Annotated in this window: 14 protein-coding genes; 6 read left to right on the top strand and 8 right to left on the bottom strand. The window is 53.9% G+C overall.

Features of this window, described 5'->3' with window-relative positions; translation table 11 throughout:
• Positions 1-55: 55 nt before the first annotated feature.
• From PAG01S_RS04185 to ycgN, 3 genes are all read left to right on the top strand, one after another.
• Positions 56-331: a YcgL domain-containing protein gene (locus PAG01S_RS04185; protein ID WP_010260572.1), complete on the top strand. Its 276-nt coding sequence runs from the start codon at positions 56-58 to the stop codon at positions 329-331.
• 316 nt (positions 332-647) lie between these two features.
• The gene (locus PAG01S_RS04180; RefSeq protein ID WP_010260576.1) at positions 648-1307 is read left to right on the top strand and encodes a fumarylacetoacetate hydrolase family protein; all 660 of its coding nucleotides are present in this window, start codon (positions 648-650) and stop codon (positions 1305-1307) included.
• Positions 1308-1372: 65 nt separating this feature from the next.
• The gene (gene ycgN, locus PAG01S_RS04175) at positions 1373-1819 is read left to right on the top strand and encodes a cysteine cluster protein YcgN (protein WP_010260578.1); all 447 of its coding nucleotides are present in this window, start codon (positions 1373-1375) and stop codon (positions 1817-1819) included.
• A gap of 632 nt (positions 1820-2451) precedes the next feature.
• Here the strand turns inward: ycgN and dsbB are convergent.
• A complete protein-coding gene (gene dsbB, locus PAG01S_RS04170) occupies positions 2452-2982 on the bottom strand; it encodes a disulfide bond formation protein DsbB (protein WP_010260580.1) in 531 nt (176 codons plus the stop codon).
• 483 nt (positions 2983-3465) lie between these two features.
• Here dsbB and fadR point away from each other — a divergent pair, with 483 nt between their 5' ends.
• Entirely contained in the window at positions 3466-4185 is a 720-nt protein-coding gene (fadR, locus tag PAG01S_RS04165; RefSeq protein ID WP_010670276.1) for a fatty acid metabolism transcriptional regulator FadR, read from the top strand.
• 42 nt (positions 4186-4227) lie between these two features.
• Here the strand turns inward: fadR and PAG01S_RS04160 are convergent, their stop codons facing one another.
• The gene (locus PAG01S_RS04160) at positions 4228-5763 is read right to left on the bottom strand and encodes a SpoVR family protein (protein ID WP_022625556.1); all 1536 of its coding nucleotides are present in this window, start codon (positions 5761-5763) and stop codon (positions 4228-4230) included.
• A gap of 504 nt (positions 5764-6267) precedes the next feature.
• Between PAG01S_RS04160 and PAG01S_RS04155 the strand changes: the two genes are divergently transcribed.
• Positions 6268-7569: a D-amino acid dehydrogenase gene (locus PAG01S_RS04155; protein WP_062757784.1), complete on the top strand. Its 1302-nt coding sequence runs from the start codon at positions 6268-6270 to the stop codon at positions 7567-7569.
• Between the two features lie 19 nt (positions 7570-7588).
• Positions 7589-8659: a catabolic alanine racemase DadX gene (gene dadX / locus PAG01S_RS04150; RefSeq protein ID WP_010670275.1), complete on the top strand. Its 1071-nt coding sequence runs from the start codon at positions 7589-7591 to the stop codon at positions 8657-8659.
• Here dadX and PAG01S_RS04145 read toward each other — a convergent pair.
• From PAG01S_RS04145 to yeaG, 6 genes are all read right to left on the bottom strand, one after another.
• Positions 8652-9845 (bottom strand): multidrug effflux MFS transporter, encoded by a 1194-nt coding sequence (locus PAG01S_RS04145; RefSeq protein WP_010260592.1) that lies wholly within the window; start codon positions 9843-9845, stop codon positions 8652-8654. The genes dadX and PAG01S_RS04145 overlap by 8 nt on opposite strands.
• A 127-nt stretch (positions 9846-9972) precedes the next feature.
• On the bottom strand, positions 9973-11439 hold the full coding sequence (gene wbaP / locus PAG01S_RS04140) for an undecaprenyl-phosphate galactose phosphotransferase WbaP (protein WP_029519111.1): 1467 nt from the start codon (positions 11437-11439) through the stop codon (positions 9973-9975).
• A 377-nt stretch (positions 11440-11816) separates the two neighbouring features.
• Positions 11817-12050 (bottom strand): DUF1480 family protein, encoded by a 234-nt coding sequence (locus PAG01S_RS04135; RefSeq protein WP_010260598.1) that lies wholly within the window; start codon positions 12048-12050, stop codon positions 11817-11819.
• A gap of 78 nt (positions 12051-12128) precedes the next feature.
• Positions 12129-13856 (bottom strand): potassium/proton antiporter, encoded by a 1728-nt coding sequence (locus PAG01S_RS04130; protein WP_010670274.1) that lies wholly within the window; start codon positions 13854-13856, stop codon positions 12129-12131.
• 248 nt (positions 13857-14104) lie between these two features.
• A complete protein-coding gene (locus tag PAG01S_RS04125; protein WP_061901390.1) occupies positions 14105-15379 on the bottom strand; it encodes a YeaH/YhbH family protein in 1275 nt (424 codons plus the stop codon).
• Between the two features lie 89 nt (positions 15380-15468).
• Positions 15469-17403, bottom strand: a complete 1935-nt coding sequence (gene yeaG / locus PAG01S_RS04120) for a protein kinase YeaG (RefSeq protein WP_010260606.1) — start codon at positions 17401-17403, stop codon at positions 15469-15471.
• Positions 17404-17538: the final 135 nt, after the last annotated feature.

The raw sequence follows: 17538 nt of genomic DNA, 5'->3' as shown, positions 1-17538 counted from the left end.
ATAGTTACAGCTATATTCAGACAAGCCTCAACGCCGGTTAATTCGAGTAAAAAATATGTTTTGTGTGATCTACAGAAGCCCGTTACGTGACCAGACTTATCTCTATGTTGAAAAAAAGGACGATTTCTCGCGCGTTCCGGAAGAATTGCTGAAAGGCTTTGGCAAGCCGCAGCTGGCGATGGTGCTTAAGCTGGCGGGGCGGGACAGGCTGGCTAATGCGGATATCAATAAAGTTAAGCAGGGATTAAGCGAGCAGGGCTATTATTTACAGCTCCCTCCGCCGATTGAAAGTCTCCTCAACATTCATTTACAGGCCGATAAAAAACTTTAACTCGGATTCTTCTGTAAATATAAATCCTGTCGGTGCGATCCTGGCAGGATAATATTGCCCTGATGCTGCGCAAAATTAACGGTGCAGCTTATCTGTTTCACCCCTTTTTAAATTCCCTGCTCAATTTTTTCTCCTGATTTGTACGATTATTCAGCACTTCAACGCCTGCATTTACGCTTTCTGACAAATTACGCACCCCGGACCGTTAAAAGGATCTTATTATCACGCTATGAGGTTGGCATTTCGATCAACGCATGAGCAAACATCAACCCGCCAGCAGCGCTGGCATCACACCTAACCTGAACAGGGGATGAGCATGTATCAGCATCGTAACTGGCAAGGCGCTCTGTTAGATTTTCCGGTCAGCAAAGTGGTTTGCGTCGGGAGTAATTATGCAAAGCACATTAAAGAGATGGGCAGCGCAACCCCAACCGAACCGGTGATCTTTATCAAGCCGGAAACGGCGCTGTGTGATTTGCGTCAGCCGCTCTCTATTCCCGACGCGTTTGGCGAGGTCCATCATGAAGTTGAACTGGCGGTGCTAATCGGCGCGACACTGAAGCAGGCGACCGATGCGCATGTGGCTAAGGCGATTGCAGGTTATGGCGTGGCGCTGGATCTGACACTGCGTGACCTGCAGGCCGGGCTGAAAAAAGCGGGCCAGCCGTGGGAAAAATCCAAAGGCTTTGATAACGCCTGTCCTGTCTCCGGTTTTATCCCGGTGACGGAATTCAGTGGCGATCCACAGAACGTCGAGCTTAAATTGCTGGTGAACGGTGAAGTGCGTCAGCACGGCAATACCGAAGACATGATTCATAAAATCCTGCCGCTGATTGCCCATATGAGCCACTACTTTACGCTGCGTGCAGGCGATGTGATTCTGACCGGTACGCCAGAAGGGGTAGGCCCGATGCGCTCGGGTGATCAGCTGGAAGTTTCACTGGCGGGTCACGGCATCAGCACGCGCGTACTCTAAAAACTTGCATCACCGCCGCATAGGCTTTATAAGGTGCGGTTTAGGCACAATCCGGACAAATCATCATGACTGACACCCCTTTCTGGCAACAAAAACGCCTGGCACAAATGAGCGATGAGGAATGGGAATCCTTGTGTGATGGTTGTGGACAGTGTTGCCTGAACAAATTGCAGGACGCCGACACCGATGAGATCTACTTCACCAATGTCGCCTGTGATCAGCTCAATATTAAAACCTGCCAGTGCCGCAACTATGAGCGCCGCTTCGAGCTTGAAGAGGATTGCATCAAGTTAACGCGCGAAAATCTGACGACCTTCAACTGGCTGCCGCGCACCTGCGCCTACCGGCTGCTGGGTGAGGGCAAAGATTTACCCGTATGGCATCCGCTGCGGGCCGGTTCGAAAACAGCGATGCATGCGCAGCGTATTTCGGTGCGGTATATTGCGGTGCGTGAGAGTGAAGTGCGGGACTGGGAAGATCACATCATTGATCGCCCCGATCGCAACGGCTGAGTGCCGCGCTATCAATCGGAACAGAAAAAAGGCTGCCAGTGGCATAATGCTGGTCAGTTAAGCGACAGGTGATAACGCAGTCTGGTCCCGGGCAGGGGCTGGCGGTCCTCGCGCCGCTTCGCGGTTCCTTCACTTCATTCCTCTGCCTGACGGACCGCCGGGGATGGCACATCCTGTGCCGCCCCGCCTTTCGCCCGCGTCCTGCGGGCTCTCCTGGCAGACTCATTCTGTTCAGCGCTGCGGATTGCCTGCTCCTGCCCGGCACCGGCCTGCTCTGAAACTTCAGTGTGAATGGTTAAAAAGGGCACGAGAGTGGAGGCCTGAGCGCCTCTGCTGCTGAAAGGGCTATCCGCAGCGCTGAGGCGTGACGGTGGGCCAGAAGTCCACGCCGGGAAGCGTGGACAGTTCGGGGCCGGCCAGGGAGGGCCGATCCCCGAACGGTTCGTCGGCGCGCCGTCAAAGCCGAAGGTACCGCGTGAGCGGCGCGAGGACGGCCCGGCAGCAGCAGAGGTGCGCTGGCCCGCACTGCGGCTAGCTCGCCCGGAAAAAAAGCTGCCACGTCTGACCGTGACAGCCTTTACAACTCTAATCTTAACTGACCAGCATTATGCCAGTGGCAGCCTTTTTTGATCTCAGCGACCAAAGAGATCGCGGCGTTTAGGTTTCAGCGGCTGGGCTATCAGCACCAGCGCCGCGACCAGCAGATAACCGGCGAACACCACAATCATCCACTGCGGCATGCTGAGCGTCAGGAAAGTCCAGCTGCGTTCTGCACAGTCACCGCTGGCAAGAAACACCGACGGCAGCCACTTATCCAGCGGTAAGCCGCTGGGGAAGCGGGCAGCAAAATCACAGGTGGTGAAGGGGTTAGGGTGCAGCTGAATCATGGTATGTTCATAAGAGAGACGCAGACCTTCCCAGGCACTGTAGATCCACAACGCCAGCGCCGCCAGACGCAACGGCGATTTTGGCGCAATCGCACCAACCAGACCCGCGCCCAGCACACCAAACAGCGCATTGCGCTCATAAATACACATCACGCAGGGCTTCAGGCCCATTACGTGCTGAAAAAAGAGAGCTGTTAATTCCAGTGCAAGTGCAGTCAGTGCCAGTAGTAACCAGGCTCCGCGACCACGTGAGCATTGATTCAGATATCGCAACATATTGCATTCCCTGTAAACGTTAATGCCACGCAGTGTAAACCAAAAGCGTTTGCAAACCAGCCAGGGACAGGGAAAAATCGTGTGCAAACATGACCTGATTCTGATCCAGAGCAGGTTAAATGAGGATAAGCCAGACCTTATCGGCAGAACGCCGGTCAGTGAAGAGCGGGGAGAGCCGCAGTGGCGACAGAGGTGATCGCATGCGGCAGGAGGCGAAACGGCAGGCGCGGGTTATATGCTGCCAGCGTTCAGCGCTTTCAGGGCGGCTGTACGCTGACACTCCGCGGTGCTGTGGCACGCGCCATTTCAGCGCAGAAAGTCGTTCAGCCCGCCCGTGATCCTGAAGCCGCTGATACTGCGGTCAGCCATGCTGAAATATGCGCCTGCGCCCGGTTTTAATGGTTACGCAGGCTATATCCGCTATAGGGCGTCTGGTATGATGAGTGCCCATCATGATTAGAAAAGCAACGAGAACACATTGCTATGGTTATAAAGGCTCAGAGTCCAGCGGGATTTGCTGAAGAGTATATTATTGAAAGCATCTGGAACAGTCGCTTTCCGCCAGGGTCGATTCTTCCTGCTGAGCGTGAGCTTTCTGAATTGATTGGGGTGACGCGCACCACCTTGCGTGAAGTGCTGCAGCGCCTGGCGCGCGATGGCTGGCTGACTATTCAGCACGGTAAACCGACGCGGGTGAACGATTTCTGGGAGACGTCCGGCCTGAATATTCTGGAAACGCTGGCCCGTCTCGATCACGACAGCGTTCCGGTGCTGATCGACAACCTGCTGTCGGTACGCAGCAACATTTCATCGATCTTTATCAGCCGTGCGCTGCGCCATCATCCGGACAAAGCGCGCGAAGTGCTGGAAACGGTCAGTGCGGCTGCCGATCAGGCTGATGCCTATACCGAGCTTGACTACCGGGTGTTCCGTGGTCTGGCGTTTGCGTCAGGTAACCCGATTTACGGTCTGATTCTGAATGGCCTGAAAGGCCTCTATACCCGCGTTGGCCGCCACTATTTCTCTAATCCGGAAGCCCGTCAGGTCGCTCGCGATTTCTATCTCAAACTGCTGGAACTGTGCGACAAAGAGCCCGGACAGGATGAGATTGTGGACGTGGTGCGCAACTACGGCCGCCGCAGCGGTGAAATCTGGCACAGTATGCAGAAAAATCTGCCTGACGATCTCGGCAGTAAGCGTTGAAAAAAAACCGGACATCGCGTCCGGTTTTTTGTTTTTATCCCATCAGAGTGATGAACCGCGTGGTGGATTACGATCCAGCAGCTCTACGCTGCCATCCTCGTTCTGCTGTTCCAGAATCACATCAAATCCCCACAGACGATGCACATGCTTCAGCACCTCGCGACGGCTCTTATCCAGCGGCGTGCGGCTCTGCGGCACATAACGCAGGGTCAGGGAACGGTCACCGCGCAGATCGACGTTATAGACCTGAATATTCGGTTCGAGATTACTCAGGTTATACTGCGCGGAGAGCTGCTGGCGAATTGCCCGGTAGCCCGCCTCATCGTGGATCGCGGCGATTTCGAGATAGTTGTTGCGGTCATCATCCAATACGGTAAACAGACGGAAATCGCGCATGACTTTCGGCGACAGGAACTGGCTGATAAAACTCTCATCCTTGAACTCGCGCATCGCAAAATGCAGGGTTTCCAGCCAGTCGGAACCGGCGATATCCGGGAACCAGTAGCGATCCTCTTCGGTCGGCGACTGACAGATACGCTTGATATCCTGCATCATCGCGAACCCTAAAGCATAGGGGTTGATGCCGTTATACCACTGACTGTTATAGGGCGGCTGAAACACGACGTTGGTGTGGCTGTGCAGGAACTCCATCATAAAGCGTTCCGACACTTTGCCTTCATCATAGAGGTGATTGAGGATGGTGTAGTGCCAGAATGTCGCCCAGCCTTCATTCATTACCTGGGTCTGTTTCTGCGGATAGAAATACTGGCTCACCTTGCGCACAATGCGCAGGATCTCACGCTGCCATGACTCCAGCAGCGGGGCGTTTTTCTCCATAAAATAGAGCAGGTTTTCCTGCGGCTCAGAGGGGTAGCGCGCGGCTTCAAAGGTCACGGCCTCTTTCTCACGCCGTGGCAGCGTTCGCCAAAGCGTGTTCACCTGACTTTGCAGATACTCTTCACGGCTTTTCTGCCGCGCCTTCTCCTCCTGCAGAGAGATCTTCTGCGGGCGCTTATAGCGATCGACGCCATAATTCATTAAGGCATGGCAGGAGTCGAGCAAGCGCTCTACCTCTTCGACGCCATAGCGCTCTTCGCAGTCACTGATATAGTTTTTGGCAAATAACAGGTAATCGACAATCGACCCGGCATCCGTCCAGCTGCGGAACAGATAGTTATTTTTAAAGAAAGAGTTGTGGCCATAGCAGGCATGCGCCATCACCAGCGCCTGCATGGTCATGGTGTTCTCTTCCATCAGGTAGGCGATGCAGGGATTAGAGTTGATGACAATCTCATAGGCCAGACCCTGCTGACCATGCTTATAACGCTGTTCAGTCTCGATAAACTTTTTGCCGAATGACCAGTGTGAATAGTTGATTGGCATGCCGACGCTGGAGTAGGCATCCATCATCTGTTCAGAGGTAATCACTTCGATTTGGTGCGGGTAGGTATCAAGCCGGTAGAGTTTAGCCACCCGGTCGATCTCGGCTAAGTAGACATCAAGCAGTTCGAATGTCCAGTCTGGTCCGTCATTGAGTCGTTTGCTGTCTCTGATGGCTTCGTCAAAGATTGTCGTCATAGCGCACCTCTTTTTTGCAAACCGGCTGACCCGAAAGACAACCCGTTCTGGTTATTTAAGGCTTCATCCTGAAAAAGGGAACCCGAAAAAAACTGAGCGAACACAACAATGATAGCCCACTGTCGCTTATCCGAAATGCGAACTCAAACGAATTCTTTGGCACAAAATCATTAAGAGCGGTGCGGCAGAGAATTTAACAGCCTTTCATACTGTTCTTATTATAAATTGCGGAATCTAATCCTGTTTATAAGCGGAATGTATGGGGTTGAATGAATCTCCTGCAACAGGCAGATTTAACTGCCTTCGTTGTCATTTATTTCTGTATTTAAGGATTAAGACGCATAAAGCGCTGAAATTGGCCGTGCGACAAGATTTTAGTTACCTGAAAAGTAAAAAAGATGTGAAATGGATGGTGAAATTCTGTGGTGGTGTCCGCTATGTAAATCCGCTGACTATCATCAGTTGAACAGTGAATTATGCTTTTACAGGTCGGGTGGGGGAGCTATGCACGTTGTAATTCTTGGAAGTGGTGTGGTCGGGGTGGCGAGTGCCTGGTATCTGGCGCGTGCCGGACATCAGGTGACGGTCATTGATCGTCAGCCCGCCGCAGCGATGGAGACCAGTGCAGGGAATGCCGGTCAGATCTCTCCGGGTTATGCCGCACCCTGGGCAGCGCCCGGCGTGCCATTGAAAGCGGTGAAGTGGATGTTTCAGCGCCACGCGCCGCTGGCTATCCGGCTGGATGGCAGTAGTTTTCAGCTGGAGTGGATGTGGCACATGCTGCGCAACTGCGACATCAATCACTATCAGCAGAACAAAAGCCGCATGGTGCGGATTGCTGAATATAGCCGTGACTGTCTGAAAGCGTTGCGCAGTGAAACCGGCATCGCCTATGAGGGCCGTCAGGGCGGGACGCTGCAACTGTTCCGTACCCAGCAGCAGTTCGACAGCGCCAGCAAAGATATTGCGGTGCTGCGCGACGCGGGCGTGCCCTATGAGCTGCTGCAGGCGCATGAACTGTCTCGCGCTGAACCGGCACTGGCGGCAACCCAGCATAAACTCACCGGCGGATTACGCCTGCCCAATGATGAAACCGGCGACTGTCAGCTCTTTACTCAGCGGCTGGCAAAAATGGCCGAAGAGGCGGGCGTGGTCTTCCGCTTTAATACTCCGGTCGACCACCTGCTGCGCGATGGCGATCGCATCTATGGCGTGAAGTGCGGTGATGAGATCATCAAGGCGGACAGCTATGTGGTGGCGTTTGGTTCCTACTCGACCGCGCTGTTAAAAAATGTCATCGATATTCCGGTCTATCCGCTGAAAGGCTATTCACTCACTATTCCGATTAAAAATCCTGATGCCGCACCGGTTTCAACTATCCTGGATGAGACCTACAAAGTGGCGGTGACGCGGTTTGACGATCGTATTCGTGTCGGCGGGATGGCGGAAATTGTTGGTTTTAACACCAAACTCACCGAAGCGCGGCGGGAAACGCTGGAGATGGTGGTCAGTGATCTCTATCCTGAAGGCGGTCATCTCGCGCAGGCGAGTTTCTGGACCGGTCTGCGTCCGATGACGCCAGACGGTACGCCGATTGTGGGTGCCACACCCATCTCTAATCTCTGGCTCAATACCGGTCACGGTACGCTGGGCTGGACGATGGCGTGTGGTTCTGGTCAGTTGCTGGCCGATCTCATCTCCGGTAAAAAGCCGGCCATTGCGGCGGATGACTTAGCGGTGTTCCGCTACTTACCCGGTTTCGCGGCGACCTCATCGCCGCTGCGTAACGCCAACGCAACTCGTTAAGTATTCAGGGAGAGAGAGGATGTCACGTCCGATTGTCGCTACCATCAACCAGCAGGCGTTACGTCATAACCTGACTGTTGTTCGCCAGGCGGCACCCGCCTCCCGCGTCTGGTCAGTGGTGAAAGCTAATGCTTATGGCCATGGCATTGATCGCGTGCGCGAGGCGTTATCTGCCACTGACGGCTTCGCGCTTCTTAATATGGAAGAGGCGATCCAGCTGCGCGAACAGGGCTGGAAAAAGCCGATTCTGCTGCTGGAAGGTTTCTTCCAGCCAGAGGATCTGCAGCTGATTGACCGTTATCGTCTCACCACCAGCGTACACAGTAACTGGCAAATCAACGCGCTGGCCAGTGCCAGACTTGCAGCACCGGTTGATATCTATCTTAAAATGAACAGCGGGATGAACCGGCTGGGTTTTCGCCCGGAACAGGTCAACGGTGCATGGCAAAAGCTGCGGGCGCTCAGTACGGTAGGTGAGATGACGCTGATGGCCCATTTTGCCGATGCGGAAAATCCGCAGGGTCTGATTGCGCCACTGCAGCGCGTAGAGCAGGCGGCTGAGGGGCTGAACTGTCCGCGATCGCTCTCCAACTCCGCCTGCACCCTGTGGCATCCTGAAGCGCACTTTGACTGGGTCCGTCCCGGCATCATTCTGTATGGCGCGTCACCCAGCGGTGACTGGCAGGACATTGCAGGCAGTGGCCTGAAGCCGGTGATGACCTTAAGCAGTGAGATTATTGCGGTCCAGCAGCTACAGGCGGGCGATGGCGTGGGTTACGGCTACCGCTATCACGCCAGTGCAGCGCAGCGAATTGGCGTGGTGGCCTGTGGCTACGCGGATGGCTATCCACGGCATGCCCCGACGGGTACGCCCGTCTGTGTCGATGGCGTGATGACTCAGGTGGTTGGTGCGGTTTCGATGGATATGATCACCGTCGACTTGACCCCCTGTCCCCAGGCCGGTATTGGCTCAGCCGTGGAGCTGTGGGGTGAGCAGGTGAAAATCGATCAGGTGGCAAAAGCGGCCGGAACGGTAGGGTACGAGCTGATGTGTGCGCTGGCACCCCGCGTTCCGGTAACCGTTATTTAAGCGCGGTCAGGCTGCCGCGCATCTTTCTGCTGCAGCGCCAGGCGATAAAGGCCAGCGCTGCACCCAGCAGCATCATCAGACTCAGCGACAGCTTCTCCGCCACCGGCAGCGCCACAATGACCAGGCTGCCTGACGCGCCACCGGCCATCTGAATGAATCCCTGCAAGGCGGACGCCACGCCCGCCTGTTGCTGATAGGGCTCCAGCGCATAGCTGGTGGCCGGTCCCACCGTAAAAGCCAGCCCGGCAACTGAAACGGCCACCGGGAACATGTAAAGCGCCCAGTGCGTCTGCATCTCCGCCGGGAAGATCTGCATCCCCGCTACCAGCAGCACCGCGCCCAGCAGCATAGTGAAGAATCCCATCGCCAGGCAGAAAGGGCGACCCGCTTTGCGAATCGCTTTATTCACGAACATGCTGACAAACATGATCCAGAAACCGTTGGCGCCAAAAGCAAAAGAGAACTGGATTGGCGTCAGCCCGCCTTCGGTCATTAATACCTGCGGTGCCAGCGACACGTAGGTCAGCACCATGCCCAGCGCACCAGCGTTTGCGAACGCGAACGCCAGAAAGCGCGGCTGACGCAGGATCGCGGCATACTGTTTAATCGGTAATCCTTTCACCCGCAGGGTATCCGCCGGGCGCGTTTCTGGCAGCCAGATAATCACCAGCAGCGTAATCAGCACGCCGTAGGCGCAGAGAAACCAGAAGGGTGCGCGCCAGTCAAAGGCGCTGGCCAGCAAACCGCCCAGCAGCGGAGCCAGGGCCGGAACGATGTTTAATGCACCATTCAGGAAGCCATACGCACGGGCGGCATCATCACCGCTCAGGCGGTCACGCACGCCGCTAAAGGCCACGACCGCGCTGCAGCAGACGCCACAGCCCTGCACCAGGCGGGCAAGGACGAATAGCGGGAATGAGGTGGCGGTGGCGGCGATGGCACTCCCCGTGATGTAAAGCGCCAGGCCCAGCAGGGCAATCGGCTTACGGCCATAGTTATCCACCAGCGGGCCGGTCACCAGTTGTCCCAGCCCCATGACCAGCAGAAACAGTGGAATGGTGGTCTGCACCAGATTAACCGGCGTATCCAGCCCTTCTGCGATTTGTGGCAGCGTGGGCAAATAGAGATCGATGCCTAAGGGTGCCAGCAGCACCAGGCTTAATAACAGCAGAGTAAATTTTTGCATAACAACCAGAGGGTAAGCGTTCTGTTTAAAAACGATCGCAGAGGGTAATGATTCAGCGGCAAAAAAGATAGAGGAAGTCGTGCGGAAAGTGCGATGCCTGCTGTAAACAGGCATCGCAGAGGTCTGATTAGTAAGCGCCGTCGCGGCGTAACACCACGCCTGCGGTTTTGAACAGGATCGCAATATCGGTCCAGAGCGCCCAGTTTTTGACATACCAGGAGTCAAAATAGACGCGGGTATCATAGTCGATATCGTTACGTCCGCTGACCTGCCACAGACCGGTCATACCCGGCTTGGCCATCAGGTAGTAGTCGACATCACCGGCATAACGCTCCAGCTCAGCTTCAATCACCGGACGCGGACCAACCAGGCTCATCTCGCCACGAATCACGTTCCACAGCTGCGGCAACTCGTCGAGGCTGGTTTTACGCAGGAAACTACCAATCCGGGTCACGCGCGGGTCATTCTTCAGTTTGAAATCTTTGTCCCACTCAATTCGTGCCTCTTCGCTGGTTGCCAGTAATTTCTCCAGCACCTCTTTGGAATTGGTCACCATGGAACGGAATTTCAGACATTTGAATTTTTTGCCATTCTGGCCCACACGCTCGTGACCATAAATGGCATTGCCACCATCACGTTTCACCATATAGCAGAGCAGGGCGAAGATTGGGCCGAGAAACAGCAGCAGCATCGACGCCACCACGATATCAAAGGCGCGCTTCATGAAACGGGAGGAGTGTTTCGCCAGGTTGTTGCTGACGCGCAGAATCATCACTTCATGGCTGAAGATAAAGGACATGTCGGTGCCGTAAAGTGGCACGCCGCGCAGCGTCGGGATCACTGAAACTGAACGGCAGTTCATCTTCGACAGGAATTTCAGCCAGCGATCGCGCATCGGCTGCTGCTCATACTCCATAGCCACAATAAACTGCACGTTGTCACGGTCAATGGTCTGCCAGTTAATATCTTTCCAGGTGATCACCGGCACGCCATTCACGCTCTGTTGAGCCGGAACATCATCGACCGAGATAAAGGCCTGTACGTTGTAGCCCAGAATCTCTTCACTCTGCAGCGCCGCGTAAGCTTCGGTGGCGTTTCTGCCGGAGCCAATAATGATGGTCTCTTTCTGCCACTGACCCGCCTTGTGAATGGCGCGTTTAACCAGAGCACGCATCAGCGGCAGCAGCAGCAGGGCATATGTCCAGCTGAAGACCCACACCATGCGGGAGAAATCCCATTTAGAGAAGGCGATCAACGCGAGGTCGAGCAGCGAGAAAACAAATAATGTTTTAATGATCTCTTTCAGCTCAAACCAGAAGGGTTTGCGATAGGTATAGTGACGCAGGCGTACCCAGAACCATCCGGTACACATGACTGACATAATAAACTGTGCCACAAAACGATATTCAATTTGATGAGGTGGAATAAAGGTATCCAGCTCGCCCCAAATACCCTGTATCGTCGCGGCAGATAAAAACAGTGCGAGGTTAAGTGCAATCAGATCGGAAAAGCTCAGGGCGAATTTCACGATGATATTTTTACGCGTGCCGCTCCACGAGCGGCTCGGGCTATTCATTATCAATGTACTTGCCATAAAACCTGCTCTCTTTCTCAAGTAAAAGATGGCCTGACCAGAATCATGTACGCGCTCAGGGGTGGGCTTCTGAAAAATTAAAAAATAATTTTCAGTCTGTTGCAGTCAGTAAAGCCAGTGCAGCTGCAAAAAAGATAACGGCTAAAGCGTGATAGTACTCACGAAATGTTGCAGCATTGAGAATGAGTATGCAGGAGTTATTTGACAGAGTTAATACGGAAAAAATCTGAAAACATCAAAAGTGATTAAAGTTTTAAATGGCTAAGTTTTGGTTTTTACTGGATAAAATAAGGCGGGGGTTGGTTATAACCAAACTGTTTAAGACGCTTTTTAGGAATTACCGCCAAATCTTACGACTGGCGGTAGTGATAACGGACTCAGGCAGGTTTTTTTAAAATCCAGCGGTCCTGCTGTTTATCGTAATGACCAATCTGCAGATCCACCGGTTCTCCGTCAATCCATGCCGGAACGCTGGTATCGCGATCCCAGCCATCAAGTTGGGTAATTAAGCCGGGATTGGTGTGACAGGGGATGCTGACGGTGTCGAGGTTCTCACTGTCAAGATCGGCATCAACAATCTCATAACGACCAATTTTAACCACGTGTCCCATTCATTTCTCCCGTTTTTGCTGGCATAGACTTTTAAGCTTAGCGTATCGACAGAAAATAACGTGGCTGAATGATTAGGATTATTCCTTCTCTTCAGCCGGACGGACACCAATCTTCACAATACGGTTATCCTCTTTCTCCGCGACGGTCCACGTCAGCTGATTCCACTCAACCTGATCGCCAACCACCGGCGCGCCGCCCAGCATACTCAGCACCAGTTGTCCCAGCGACTGCTGATCGTTGGTGTTCTCATCCAGTTCCAGTCCGTAAATCTGCGCAATATCGCGCAGGCGAGCTTCAGCATCCAGAATAAAGTCACCAAAGAAACGCTGGTCGAGGGAAACCGGCGGCGACTGGCTGAACATCTTACCCAGCGCCGGCAGATCGCGCTCACGGCCAATCACGCAGATGACGTCGTTCTCCCTGAGACGCGTCCCATCATTCGGATGCATCAGCACATTGTCACGGAACAGGGCGGCGATGCGGGTCTCACGCGGCATCTGCAGGTCACGCAGTGCGGCACCGATGCACCACTTGTCAGCGCTGAGCTGGTAGACAAACTGCTCCCACGGATTTTCGGGGTGGATATCCAGACCGATACGGCTGATAGGCGATGCGGTAGGCGGCACCACCACTTTGGCTTTTTTCGCTGCAAAGCCCAGCGAGGTGCCCTGCAACATCAGGGAGACCAGCACCACAAAGAAGGCGATATTAAAATAGAGCGACGCGTTTTCTAATCCGGCCATCATCGGGAAGACAGCAAGGATAATCGGTACCGCGCCGCGTAAACCGACCCAGCTAATAAAGACGCGTTCGCGGGTGGTAAAACTGCGAAACGGCAGCAGACCAATAAACACCGACAGTGGGCGCGCCACCAGAATCAGCCACAGTGAGAGGATCATCGCCGGAACTGCGATATGCCACAAATCAGACGGGGTTACCAGCAGTCCCAGCACGATGAACATGCCAATCTGACTCAGCCACGCCATGCCGTCAAAGGTCTGCAGAATGCCGTGACGGTTGCGAATCGGCCTGTTGCCCAGTAAAAAGCCGCACAGATAGACCGCCAGGATGCCGCTGCCCTCTAATACTGTGGTCAGGGCGAACACCAGAATGCCGCCACTCAACGCCAGCAGCGGATAGAGCCCACCGGCCAGACTGATACGGTTAATCAGCTGCTGCAGCGCCCAGCCGCCGCCCAGACCCAGCACGATACCCAGACCAAACTGCTGCACCAGATGCACCAGGAACATCCAGTCAAGGCCGCTGCGGCCCTGCTCGATCATTTCAATCAGCGTAATGGTCAGGAACACCGCCATCGGATCGTTACTGCCCGATTCAATCTCCAGCGTGGAGCTGACGCGCTCATTCAGGCCTTTGTCACCCAGCAGGGAGAAGACGGCGGCGGCATCTGTGGAGCCGATAATCGCGCCAATCAGGAAGCCCTGCATCATATCCAGGTTAAACAACCAGGCGGCGACCACACCGGTTAAGCCTGCGGTAATCATGACCCCGACGGTTGCCAGCGACAGCGCTGGCCCCAGGGCAACTTTAAATGAGCTGGCTTTGGTCCGCATGCCGCCATCCAGCAGGATAATCGCCAGCGCCAGGTTTGAGATTAAGTAAGCCGCCGGATAGTTATCAAAGGCGATGCCGCCGATACCATCAACCCCGGTCAGCATGCCCAGGGCAAGGAAGATCACCAGAATGGGGATGCCCAGTCTGGATGAGAAAGAGCTGAGCAGAATGCTCGATGCGACCAGCACGGAACCGATGATAAACAGACTGTAGACAATAGTGTGGTTCAAACCCGATCTCCTGAGATATGACAGTGCGGTGCAGCGACTGGTGACAAATATCCATGCTATCTCTGAAAGATAATGTTTTATCAAGGAGTTGTCATTGTGAAAATGATCATTATACGAATTGCTTAACAGCATATGGAATCAGATTAATGTGAAGAATGAGGGGGTTGGCAGGCAAGCGGCAGAAAACAGACTGTTTTAGCAGGTTATTCGGAAGATAAAAAAAGCCGGCGATGAGCCGGCTTAGTGCATCAGGCTTCCGTTGCCTGTTTATGGAACAGCGATCGGAACACCGGGTAGATATCTTCCGGCTCACGAATGTGTTCGATAGCAAAGTTATCGAACGTCGACTGCAGATGCTCATACTCGCGCCACAGCGTCTGATGCGCACGGCGGGTAATCTCGATATAACTGTAATAACGCACCACCGGCAGAATATGCTTCGCCAGAATCTCGTGACAGAGCGGTGAATCGTCGGCCCAGTTATCGCCATCCGACGCCTGCGCAGCATAGATGTTCCACTGCGCCGGGTCATAGCGCTCTTTCACCACCTCATCCATGAGTTTCAGCGCACTCGAAACGATGGTGCCACCGGTCTCCTGAGAGTAGAAGAACTCCTGTTCATCCACCTCTTTAGCCTGCGTGTGATGACGAATATAAACCACATCGACATTCTTGTAGGTGCGGCTCAGGAACAGGTAAAGCAGGATATAGAAGCGTTTCGCCATATCCTTGGTGGCCTGATCCATGGATCCGGATACATCCATCAGACAGAACATCACTGCCTGGCTGGAAGGCTCCGGCCGTTTCTCAAAGTTTTTGTAGCGCAGGTCGAAGGTGTCGATAAAAGGCACCCGATCGATACGCGCCCGCAACTCGGCGATCTCTTTGCGCAGCCGCTCCTCCTCCAGAAGCTGAGCCGGTTCAGAGTTCTCAATCTCCAGCAGCGTTTCTTCCAGTTCGTGCAGCATCCGGCGTTTACCCGCCGTCATCGCCGTACGACGCGCCAGCGAGTTCTGCAGCGAACGTACGACGCTGATATTGGCAGGCACACCGTTGGAGGTGAAGCCGGCACGGTGGGTCTTATACTCATTCAACTGGCGATGCTGGTTCCGGCGCAGGTTAGGCAGGGCGAGATCTTCAAACAGCAGGTCCAGGTACTCATCTTTCGATATCTGAAAGACAAACTCATCCTGACCTTCACCATCCTGACTGGCATTACCCTGGCCACTGCCGCCGCCACCGCCACCCTGCGGTCGCTCGACCCGGTCATTCTGCACAAAATGGTCGTTGCCCGGATGGACCCGATGGCGGTTGCCGCCGCGTCCCTGATGGAAAATTGGCTCATTGATGTCGTCAATCGGGATAGAGACAGACTCACCGCTGCTTACATCGGTCACCGAGCGTTTATTGATGGCCTCGGAGATCGACTGCTTAATTTGCGACTTATAACGGCGCAAGAAGCGCTGGCGGTTTACCGCGCTCTTGTTTTTGCCGTTGAGTCGGCGATCGATGAAATAGGCCATGGTATTCCCCCAAACTACATTGTAAGCAGGCCGGGCGAACCCGACCTTGTCAGACCGGTATCACTTACCGGCAAGCTTACAGACTCTTATCAGGACGATTTACGCACACGCAAATACCATTCACACAGCAGGCGAACCTGTTTGCGGGTATAGCCTTTTTCCATCATGCGATCGACAAAATCATCATGTTTTTTCTGCTCATCGGTAGAGGTCTTGGTATTAAACGAGATCACCGGCAGCAACTCTTCCGTATTCGAGAACATTTTCTTCTCGATCACGGTGCGTAATTTCTCGTAACTGGTCCAGTTCGGGTTGCGACCGTTATTGTGTGCCCTGGCGCGCAGCACGAAGTTGACGATCTCATTACGGAAATCTTTCGGGTTACTGATGCCAGCGGGCTTCTCGATTTTCTCCAGTTCCGCGTTGAGCGATTCACGATCAAACAGCTGTCCGGTATCGGGATCGCGATACTCCTGATCCTGAATCCAGAAGTCGGCATAGGTCACATAGCGGTCAAAGATGTTCTGACCATACTCAGAGTAAGACTCCAGATAGGCGGTCTGAATCTCTTTGCCGATAAACTCAGCATATTTGGGGATCAGATAGCCTTTGAGGTGCTCAAGGTATTTCTCAGCCTGATCCTGTGGGAACTGTTCGCGCTCAATCTGCTGCTCCAGTACATAGAACAGGTGCACCGGGTTGGCCGCCACTTCGGCGTGGTCAAAGTTAAATACCCGCGACAGAATCTTAAAGGCAAAGCGGGTTGAAAGGCCGTTCATCCCCTCATCCACACCGGCGTAATCATGATACTCCTGCCAGGACTTTGCCTTAGGGTCGGTATCTTTCAGGCTTTCACCATCGTAGACCCGCATTTTGGAATAGATGCTGGAGTTATCCGGATCCTTGAGACGTGACAGGATAGAGAAGCGTGCCAGGGTTTCCAGCGTACCCGGTGCGCAGGGCGAGGTCGCCAGCTCACTGTGATTAAGTAACTTGTCGTAGATTTTGATCTCTTCAGAGACCCGCAGGCAGTAGGGCACCTTGACGATATAGACACGGTCAAGGAACGCCTCATTATTCTTGTTATTACGGAACGTCACCCACTCTGATTCGTTGGAGTGCGCCAGAATAATGCCGTTAAACGGCAGCGCCGAAATCCCCTCGGTGCCATTGTAGTTACCTTCCTGCGTCGCCGTCAGTAACGGATGCAGCACCTTGATAGGCGCTTTGAACATCTCAACGAATTCCATGATCCCCTGGTTGGCACGGCAGAGTGCGCCGGAGTAACCGTAAGCATCAGGATCGTTTTGCGCGTGGTTTTCCAGTTTACGGATATCCACTTTACCCACCAGCGCGGAGATATCCTGGTTGTTCTCATCACCCGGTTCAGTTTTGGCAATCGCCAGCTGTTCCAGGATCGACGGCCAGACTTTCACCACTTTGAAACGCGAGATATCGCCGCCAAAATCGTGCAGTCGCTTAGCGGCCCACGGCGACATAATCGTGCCGAGATAACGGCGCGGCACGCCATACTCTTTTTCGAGAATATGCGCATCTTCCTGCGGATTAAACAGGCAGAGAGGGTGGTCATTAACCGGGCTGCGTTCCCCGTCGGCGCTCAGTACATAGATGGGCACCCGCTGCATCAGCGACTTAAGCCGTTCCGCCAGTGAGGATTTACCGCCACCTACCGGCCCCAGTAAATAGAGGATCTGTTTCTTCTCTTCCAGTCCCTGAGCGGCATGTTTCAGGTAGGAGACGATCTGTTCAATCGCTTCCTCCATGCCGTAAAACTCCTCGAACGCCGGATAGCGTCCCATCACACGATTGGAGAATATTCTGGAAAGGCGTGGCTCCTGAGCAGTATCGACCATTACTGGCTCTCCGATAGCCATTAACAGTCGCTCTGCAGCGTTGGCGTATGCACTGCGATCCTGCTTACAGATGGCAAGAAATTCCTGCAGTGTGAACTCTTCGTCCTTGGCAGCTTCATAACGCTGACGATAGTGATCGAATATATTCATAGCGATGCCCGTCCTTTCGTTTTTAGCACAGGTAAGGAGCGTAATTAGAGGCTTATAGCAGCTCCCGGAAGATATTCTCTGTTGAGTACAGCAACCCTTATGCCAACCTGATCTTTCTTATCGGGATACACAACT

It is taken from the genome of Pantoea agglomerans NBRC 102470, from assembly GCF_001598475.1.
In the GTDB taxonomy this organism is placed as follows: domain Bacteria; phylum Pseudomonadota; class Gammaproteobacteria; order Enterobacterales; family Enterobacteriaceae; genus Pantoea; species Pantoea agglomerans.
Note: the sequence above shows the minus strand (reverse complement) of the source record. Positions and strands in the feature narration are given on the sequence as shown.

What these genes read in the sequence shown, in the direction of transcription:
- PAG01S_RS04135 (WP_010260598.1), bottom strand. Translation starts at nt 12,050, where the DNA reads ATGGGACACGTGGTTAAAATTGGTCGTTATGAGATTGTTGATGCCGAT.
- ycgN (WP_010260578.1), top strand. Translation starts at nt 1,373, where the DNA reads ATGACTGACACCCCTTTCTGGCAACAAAAACGCCTGGCACAAATGAGC.
- PAG01S_RS04180 (WP_010260576.1), top strand. Translation starts at nt 648, where the DNA reads ATGTATCAGCATCGTAACTGGCAAGGCGCTCTGTTAGATTTTCCGGTC.
- PAG01S_RS04125 (WP_061901390.1), bottom strand. Translation starts at nt 15,379, where the DNA reads ATGGCCTATTTCATCGATCGCCGACTCAACGGCAAAAACAAGAGCGCG.
- PAG01S_RS04155 (WP_062757784.1), top strand. Translation starts at nt 6,268, where the DNA reads ATGCACGTTGTAATTCTTGGAAGTGGTGTGGTCGGGGTGGCGAGTGCC.
- fadR (WP_010670276.1), top strand. Translation starts at nt 3,466, where the DNA reads ATGGTTATAAAGGCTCAGAGTCCAGCGGGATTTGCTGAAGAGTATATT.
- dsbB (WP_010260580.1), bottom strand. Translation starts at nt 2,982, where the DNA reads ATGTTGCGATATCTGAATCAATGCTCACGTGGTCGCGGAGCCTGGTTA.
- yeaG (WP_010260606.1), bottom strand. Translation starts at nt 17,403, where the DNA reads ATGAATATATTCGATCACTATCGTCAGCGTTATGAAGCTGCCAAGGAC.
- wbaP (WP_029519111.1), bottom strand. Translation starts at nt 11,439, where the DNA reads ATGGCAAGTACATTGATAATGAATAGCCCGAGCCGCTCGTGGAGCGGC.
- PAG01S_RS04160 (WP_022625556.1), bottom strand. Translation starts at nt 5,763, where the DNA reads ATGACGACAATCTTTGACGAAGCCATCAGAGACAGCAAACGACTCAAT.
- PAG01S_RS04145 (WP_010260592.1), bottom strand. Translation starts at nt 9,845, where the DNA reads ATGCAAAAATTTACTCTGCTGTTATTAAGCCTGGTGCTGCTGGCACCC.
- PAG01S_RS04185 (WP_010260572.1), top strand. Translation starts at nt 56, where the DNA reads ATGTTTTGTGTGATCTACAGAAGCCCGTTACGTGACCAGACTTATCTC.
- dadX (WP_010670275.1), top strand. Translation starts at nt 7,589, where the DNA reads ATGTCACGTCCGATTGTCGCTACCATCAACCAGCAGGCGTTACGTCAT.